The sequence below is a fragment of the Micromonospora echinofusca genome (assembly GCF_017614955.1).
GTDB classification, from domain to species: Bacteria; Actinomycetota; Actinomycetes; order Mycobacteriales; family Micromonosporaceae; genus Micromonospora; species Micromonospora echinofusca_A.
Genome location: NZ_WVUH01000368.1, coordinates 1 through 6660, shown reverse-complemented (window position 1 = coordinate 6660; position 6660 = coordinate 1). Strand labels below are relative to the sequence as shown.

General features: G+C 69.9%; 6 protein-coding genes. 1 reads left to right on the top strand and 5 read right to left on the bottom strand.

Annotated features, from left to right (window positions below):
• Positions 1-108: 108 nt before the first annotated feature.
• The 3 genes from GSF22_RS28570 to ngcE form a co-directional block, all read right to left on the bottom strand.
• The gene (locus GSF22_RS28570) at positions 109-1014 is read right to left on the bottom strand and encodes a carbohydrate ABC transporter permease (protein ID WP_208816905.1); all 906 of its coding nucleotides are present in this window, start codon (positions 1012-1014) and stop codon (positions 109-111) included.
• Positions 1011-1919, bottom strand: a complete 909-nt coding sequence (locus GSF22_RS28565) for a carbohydrate ABC transporter permease (RefSeq protein ID WP_208816904.1) — start codon at positions 1917-1919, stop codon at positions 1011-1013. Before GSF22_RS28565 ends, GSF22_RS28570 begins: the two co-directional genes overlap by 4 nt.
• 72 nt (positions 1920-1991) lie before the next feature.
• Positions 1992-3404, bottom strand: coding sequence for an N-acetylglucosamine/diacetylchitobiose ABC transporter substrate-binding protein (gene ngcE / locus GSF22_RS28560; RefSeq protein WP_208816903.1), 1413 nt, complete (start codon positions 3402-3404; stop codon positions 1992-1994).
• Between the two features lie 206 nt (positions 3405-3610).
• On the opposite strand from ngcE, the gene GSF22_RS28555 reads away from it, so the two are divergent.
• Positions 3611-4957 (top strand): acyltransferase family protein, encoded by a 1347-nt coding sequence (locus GSF22_RS28555; protein ID WP_208816901.1) that lies wholly within the window; start codon positions 3611-3613, stop codon positions 4955-4957.
• Here the strand turns inward: GSF22_RS28555 and GSF22_RS28550 are convergent.
• Together GSF22_RS28550 and GSF22_RS28545 are read right to left on the bottom strand one after the other, a co-directional pair.
• On the bottom strand, positions 4929-6416 hold the full coding sequence (locus GSF22_RS28550; protein WP_208816900.1) for a CoA-acylating methylmalonate-semialdehyde dehydrogenase: 1488 nt from the start codon (positions 6414-6416) through the stop codon (positions 4929-4931). The genes GSF22_RS28555 and GSF22_RS28550 overlap by 29 nt on opposite strands.
• A partial coding sequence (locus tag GSF22_RS28545; protein WP_208816898.1) for an aminotransferase class III-fold pyridoxal phosphate-dependent enzyme occupies positions 6413-6660 on the bottom strand: 248 nt, incomplete at its 5' end. The genes GSF22_RS28545 and GSF22_RS28550, both read right to left, overlap by 4 nt.

Here is a 6660-nt window from a genome sequence, read left to right as displayed (position 1 = left end):
GCCCCGCCCCGCCCCGGTGATCATGAAGTTGTTGTCACGACACGCCGAACCGAGTGGCAACAACTTCATGATCAACGCGGGAATTCCGGCCGGGCGGGGCGTCCGTGACTACTTGAGCTGACCGGCGGTGAGGCCGGACTGGATCTGCCGCTGGAACATCACATAGACCGCCAGCACCGGCAGTACCGCAATGGTCAGTCCGGCGAACAGCTGCGAATAGTCACCGGCGTAGCCCTGGCTGACGGCAAGCGCGGCGAGCCCCTGGGCGAGTACCCATTTCGAGTCGTCGCCCTGCATCAGCACCTGGGGCAGCAGGAACTGGTTCCAGTGGCTGAGGAAATTGAAGATGCCGACGCTGATCAGACCCGGTCGGGCCATCGGCAGCATCACCTGGAAGAAGAGCCGGAAATGGCCGCAGCCGTCGACCAGGGCCGCCTCCGCGACCGCGGTGGGCAGGGTACGGAAGAACGCGGTCAGGAAGAACACCGTGAACGGCAGCGAGTACGCCGCGTACACCAGGATCAGCCCCGTCCAGGTGCCGAAAAGCCCGGCGTTACGTACCACGAAGAACAACGGAACGAGCGCCAGGAAGACCGGGAACATCAGTCCACCGACGAACAGGTAGTAGAGAACCTGCTTGCCCCGGAATTCGTAGCGGGCGAAGACGTACGCGGCGGTGGCGCCCATCAGCATGGTCAGGGTGACCGAGCCGGCGACCACGACCGCACTGTTGAGGAAGTACCGGCCGATCTGCGCCTCGGTCCAGGCCCGTACCCAGTTGTCGAACCGCAGTGCGGCCGGCAGCCCCCACGGGTCGGCCAGGATCTCCCCGTTGCTCTTGAACGAGGTGACGAACATCCAGAGCAGCGGCAGCGCGGTGAGCGCGCCCCAGAGCAGCAGGAAGCCGTGCGAGAAGAGGTTGGCGACGCCGAGTTCACGCCGGACCGGCCGGTCCGCAGCGGCCACCGGTGCGCCGGTGTCCTGCGCCGCCACCGGGGGTTCGAGAATGGTCACGAGTACTCGATCCGATCACGTCGGCCCGCCCGCAGCGCCAGGACCGCGACGGACAGGGTCAGGAAGAACATCACCACGCCGATCGCCGAGGCGTACCCGAACTTGGTCTCACTGCCGAACGCGGTGTCGTACATCCGCAGCCCGATGACGTCGGAGGAGAAGTTCGGGCCACCGTTGGTCATCAGCTGCACCAGGACGAAGGCGTCGAGAGCGGCGATGGCGAGATAGATCCAGGCCACCTGCACGGTGTCCCAGAGCAGCGGGATGGTGATCTTCCGCAGGGTGACCGACCGGGACGCGCCGTCGAGCATCACCGCCTCGTAGATGTCGCGCGGGATGGCGGACATCGCGGCGCCGAAGAGCACCACGTAGAAGCCGACGTTGCTCCAGACCATCACCGCCAGCACGCACCAGAAGGCGGTCCGGGGATCACCGAGCCAGCTCGGCGTGGGCAGGCCGAGGGCGCCCAGCGTGCCGTTGAGCAGCCCGCTGTTCGGGTGGTAGACCTCCTTCCAGAGCAGCGCGATGATCACCACGGAGAGCACCTGCGGGAAGAAGTAGACCGTGCGGTAGACCGACGTGCCGCGTACCCCGCTGACCCCGGCCCGACCCCGGCGCCCGCCCATGTTGAGCATGGTGGCGAAGAAGAGGCCGAGGATGATCGTCACCACCGGTACGACGGCGAGCAGCAGCGCGTTGTTCTTCAACGCGTTCCACAGGTAGCCGTCGTGCAGCAGGGTGCGGAAGTTGTCCAGCCCGACGGGGTTGGCGTCGGCGGAGTAGCCGAGCCAGTCGGTGGTGGAGATCTGGAACGCCTGGAGGTACGGCGAGACGACGAAGACGCCGTACAGCAGCAGTGGCGGCACCAGGAAGGTGATGATCAGCGGGTACTTGCCATGTCTCACGGTGTGTGACCTACTCCCCCAGGGCGGACGGCGGGGAGCCGGGGCGACGACCCGACTCCCCGCCGACGGGCGTCACGCCCGCTTGTACTTCGTGACCGAGGTGTCCGCGGCGATCGAGTCGGCGCCCTTCTGGCACTGGTCCAGGAACTCCGCCGGGCCGATCCGGCCGCTGAAGAACTCGCCGCACGCGGCGTCGACGAGGTTACGCTCCAGCTTGCGGTAGTAGTTGTTGTAGACCCAGTTGAAGCCGTTGGAGCCGGACGCCTCCAGCGCCTTGACCACGGTGTTCAGCCCGTACGGCAGCTCGACGCCCTCGGTGGCCCCGGCGACCACGGTGAGGCTGGCGACCTTCCGGGTGAAGTCCTGGGCGCCCTTCTTCGAGAGCATGGTCCGGAAGTACTCCAGGCCACCGGCGACGTTCTTCGCCTTGGCCGGCACCATGAACGGCTCACCGGCGGTGCCCCGGATCGCCGCGAAGGGCAGTTTGTCGCCGCTGCCGAGGCTCGGCGTCGGCGCGACGGTCATGTTGAAGCCTTCCGGGGTGACCGCCTTCTGCTCGCTCTCCAGCCACGAGCCGCAGGAGATGAAGGCCGCCTTGCCCTGGCACCAGGCGGTCTGCGACTGCTTGTGGTCGAGGCCGGACGAACCGGACAGGATGTAGCCGTCCTTGACGATCTGGTGCCAGGCGTCGGCGGCGGCCTTCATCCCGTCGGACTTCCAGGCGTTGGGCTCCAGGTTGTCGATCGCGGTGGCGACCTGCGGCCCGCCGAACTTGATCGCCGTGGAGATCACCGGCCAGCTCATGTAGCGGGGGTGGGCACCGGCGTACGTCCACGGGGCGATGCCGGCGGCCTTGATCTTCTTGCAGAGCGCGATGTGCTCGTCCCAGGTCTTGGCGTACTCCCAGCCCTTGTCGGCGAAGAGCTTGGTCGAGTGCCAGATGCCGTACACCGTGTAGGTGTAGTTCATCACCAGGTACCTGCCGTCGTACGAGCCGACCTCCACGGCACCTGGCAGCAGGGTCTCCCGCACCTTCTTGCCCGGGATGTCCAGGCTCGGGGCGTCGAGCAGTTCACCGAGGTCGGCCAGGGCCTTCTGGGAGACCAGACCGTTGAAGTCGATCTGGCCGGCACCGGAGTTGTTGACCACGTCCGGCGGCGTACCGTCGACGAACCGGGGCTGGAGGGTCTTGCTGATCTCCTGGGTCGCCGAGTGCTTGATCTGCGCCTTCGGGTACCGCTCCGTGTACATCGCCTCGTGCGCCTTGGCGTACTCCTCGCCGAAACCGCCGTTGAAGATGACCACCTCCAGCGGGGCGTCCTCCTTCACGCCGAGCGGGTTCTGCTCACTCTTGGTGCCCTGGTAGGCACCACCGTCACCGGAGTCCTTGTCGCCACCGGTGGCACAGCCGGTGAGCAGGGCGGCGGCGGGGGTGGCCAGCAGGCCGGCAGCGGCACTGCGACGCAGGATGTCACGCCTGTTCATGGTTTCTCCTCGGATCCGGTCCAGGCGGTAGCCGCAGTTCGGGGCACGGCTCCGCCGTTCGAGGCGCGGGGGCGGTAACGTTGCTTGTCTTCAATTACAAGAATGTTGCTGAAGAATTCTTACGGCAGTAACGGGCGGACTTCAAGACCCGACGCCCGAACCGTTATCAGCGGCCAACCGGCGATCACGCTGGGTAGCCTGAGCCCATGCGCCGCGCGGGCCGACTACGGCAACTCGCCGACCGTACCCCGGCCAGCCGGGAACGGTACGTCGACCTGCTGCGCGTGGTGGCCATCGTCATGGTGGTACTCGGTCACTGGACGGTAACCGTGATCGGGTACGACGCCAACGGCCGCCCCACCGGCCGGTCCACGCTGCCCGATCTGTCCTGGGCGTACCCGTTGACCTGGCTGGCCCAGGTCATGCCGGTCTTCTTCCTGGTGGGGGGATTCGCCAACGCGGCCTCGTTCACCGCCCACCGTCGCCGGGGCGGCGGGTCGGCCGGGTGGCTGCTGGACCGCGCCGCCCGGCTGCTGCGCCCCACCACCGCCCTGCTGCTCGTCCTCACCCTCGCCGCAGCGGTCGCCCGGCTGCGCGGCGTCGGGGCCGGCGAGGTACGCACCGTGGTCTGGTTCGCCACCATCCCGCTCTGGTTCCTCTGCGCCTACCTGGCGGTGGTGGCCCTGACCCCGGTGACGTACCCGCTGCACCGCCGCTTCGGAGTGGCCGTACCGCTGGTGCTGGTGGCTCTGGTGGCCGCCGGTGACCTGGCCCGGTTCGCCGGGGCGGCGGGGCTGGCGACGGGGAGCTACCTGTTCGGCTGGCTCGCCGTACACCAGGTCGGCTTCGCCTGGCAGGACGGCCGGTTGCGCCCCGGCCGCCGCACCGGTCTGCCGCTGCTGGCCGGCGGCTTCGGCGCCCTACTGCTGCTCACCGTCGTCGGCCCGTACCCGGTGGTCATGCTCGCGGTGCCCGGCGAGCGACTGGACAACGCCTCGCCGCCGAGCCTGGCGCTGCTGGCCGTCGCCACCGCGCAGCTCGGCCTGATCCTGCTGCTACGCGACCGGGCACAGCGGTGGCTGTGCCGGCGCCGGCCCTGGTTGGTGGTGATCGCGCTCAACGGGGTGGTGCTGACCGTGTTCCTCTGGCACCTGAGCGCCGCCGTGCTGCTGGTCGGCGCGCTGGACGCGCTGCACCTGCTGCCCACCCCGGCGGTCGGTACGGCCACCTGGTTCGGCTGGCGGCTACCGTGGCTGCTGCTGCTGAGCCTGGTCCTGGCCGGGCTGGTCGCGGTCTTCGGGCCGGTGGAGGCGCGGGCCGCCCGCCGCGCACCGCCCCGCGCCGGCACCCCGGGGTCGAACGTGCTCACCGTGGTCGCGTTCGCGGCGGCGCTGACCGGCCTGCTGATCAACAGCATGACGCCGAAGGCCGCCCCGGAGCCACTCGGCGTCCCGGTCGCCGCGCTGGCGTGCTACCTGGCCGGAGCCGCCGTCCTGCGGCTGCTCCGACCAGCCTCCCCTCCGGTCAGCTCTGGGTCGGGAAACCCAGGTTGACCCCGCCGTGCCGGGGGTCCAGCCAACGGCTGGTCACCACCTTGCCCCGGGTGAAGAACCGCACCCCGTCCTCGCCGTGCGCGTGCAGGTCACCGAAGAGCGACGCCTTCCAACCACCGAAGGAGTAGTACGCCATCGGCACCGGGATCGGCACGTTGATCCCGATCATGCCGACCTCCACCTCGTGCTGGAATCGGCGGGCCGCACCCCCGTCGTTGGTGAAGATCGCCGTCCCGTTGCCGTACGGGTTGGCGTTGACCAGCGCCACCGCCTCGTCGTAGGAGGCGGCCCGGACCACCGACAGCACCGGACCGAAGATCTCGTCGGTGTAGACCGACATGTCCGGGGTGACCCGGTCGAAGAGCGTCGGACCGAGCCAGAAACCGTCCGCCGCGCCGTCCGGGACGACCTGCCGGCCGTCCACCACCAGCGTCGCCCCGGCCCGCTCGCCCGCCTCGACGTACCCGGCCACCCGGTCCCGGTGCGCGCCGGTGACCAGCGGTCCCATGTCACAGCCCCGCCGGCCGTCCCCGGTGCGCAGCCCGGCGATCCGGTCCGCGATCCGGGTCACCAGCGCATCGGCCACCGGTTCCACCGCGACCAGCACGGAGATCGCCATGCACCGCTCCCCCGCCGAACCGAACCCGGCGTTCACCGCCGCGTCGGCGGCCAGGTCCAGGTCGGCGTCCGGCAGCACCACCATGTGGTTCTTCGCCCCGCCGAGGGCCTGTACCCGCTTGCCGGCGGCGGTGGCCCGCTGGTGGACGTACCGGGCGACCGGGGTGGAGCCGACGAACGAGACCGCCCGGACCGTCGGGTGGTCCAGCAGCGCGTCGACCGCCTCCTTGTCCCCCTGCACCACGTTGAACACGCCCTCCGGCAGGCCCGCCTCGGCGAACCACTCGGCGAGCAGCAGCGCCGCGCTGGGGTCCTTCTCCGACGGCTTGAGCACCACGGCGTTGCCGCAGGCCACCGCGACCGGGATGAACCAGAGCGGCACCATCGCCGGGAAGTTGAACGGCGAGATCACCGCCACCACGCCCAGCGGCTGCCGCAGGCTGTACGAGTCGACCTCGGTGGAGACGTTCTCGCTGAACCCGCCGCGCAGCGCGGACGGGATGCCGCAGGCGTACTCGATGACCTCCAGGCCGCGTTGCACCTCCCCGGCGGCGTCGGCGAGGACCTTGCCGTGCTCGGCGGTGATCACCTCGGCGAGCCGGCCCCGGCGCGCGTGCACCAGCTCCCGGAAGGCGAACAGCACCGCCGTCCGCTTCGCCAGCGAGGCGTCCCGCCAACGCCGGGCGGCCCGGTTGGCCGAGGCGACCACCAGGTCCACGTCCGCCGCCGAGGCCAGCTCGACCCGGTCGGCCACCACCCCGGTGGCCGGGTCGTGGACGTCACCGTACCGCTGCGACGTGCCGCTGAACGGCTTGCCGTCGACGAAGTGTCCGATGCTCACGCCGCTCCGCCTTCCCCGGCCAGCACCTGGCGGATCGCGTCGACCAGGATGGCCAGCCCCTCCCGGGCCTCCTCCTCGGTCAGGGTCAACGGCGGCCCCATCCGGATCACGTTGCCGTGCAGACCGCCCTTGCCGACCAGCAGCCCGCCGGCCCGGCACGCCTCGAAGACCTCGGCGGTGGCCTGCGGGTCCGGTTCCGTGGTGCCGGGACGGACGAACTCCACCGCCAGCATCAGCCCCCTGC

Excerpts from the sequence above, each read along its gene's own strand:
- ngcE (WP_208816903.1), bottom strand. The coding sequence starts at position 3,404 with ATGAACAGGCGTGACATCCTGCGTCGCAGTGCCGCTGCCGGCCTGCTG.
- GSF22_RS28555 (WP_208816901.1), top strand. The coding sequence starts at position 3,611 with ATGCGCCGCGCGGGCCGACTACGGCAACTCGCCGACCGTACCCCGGCC.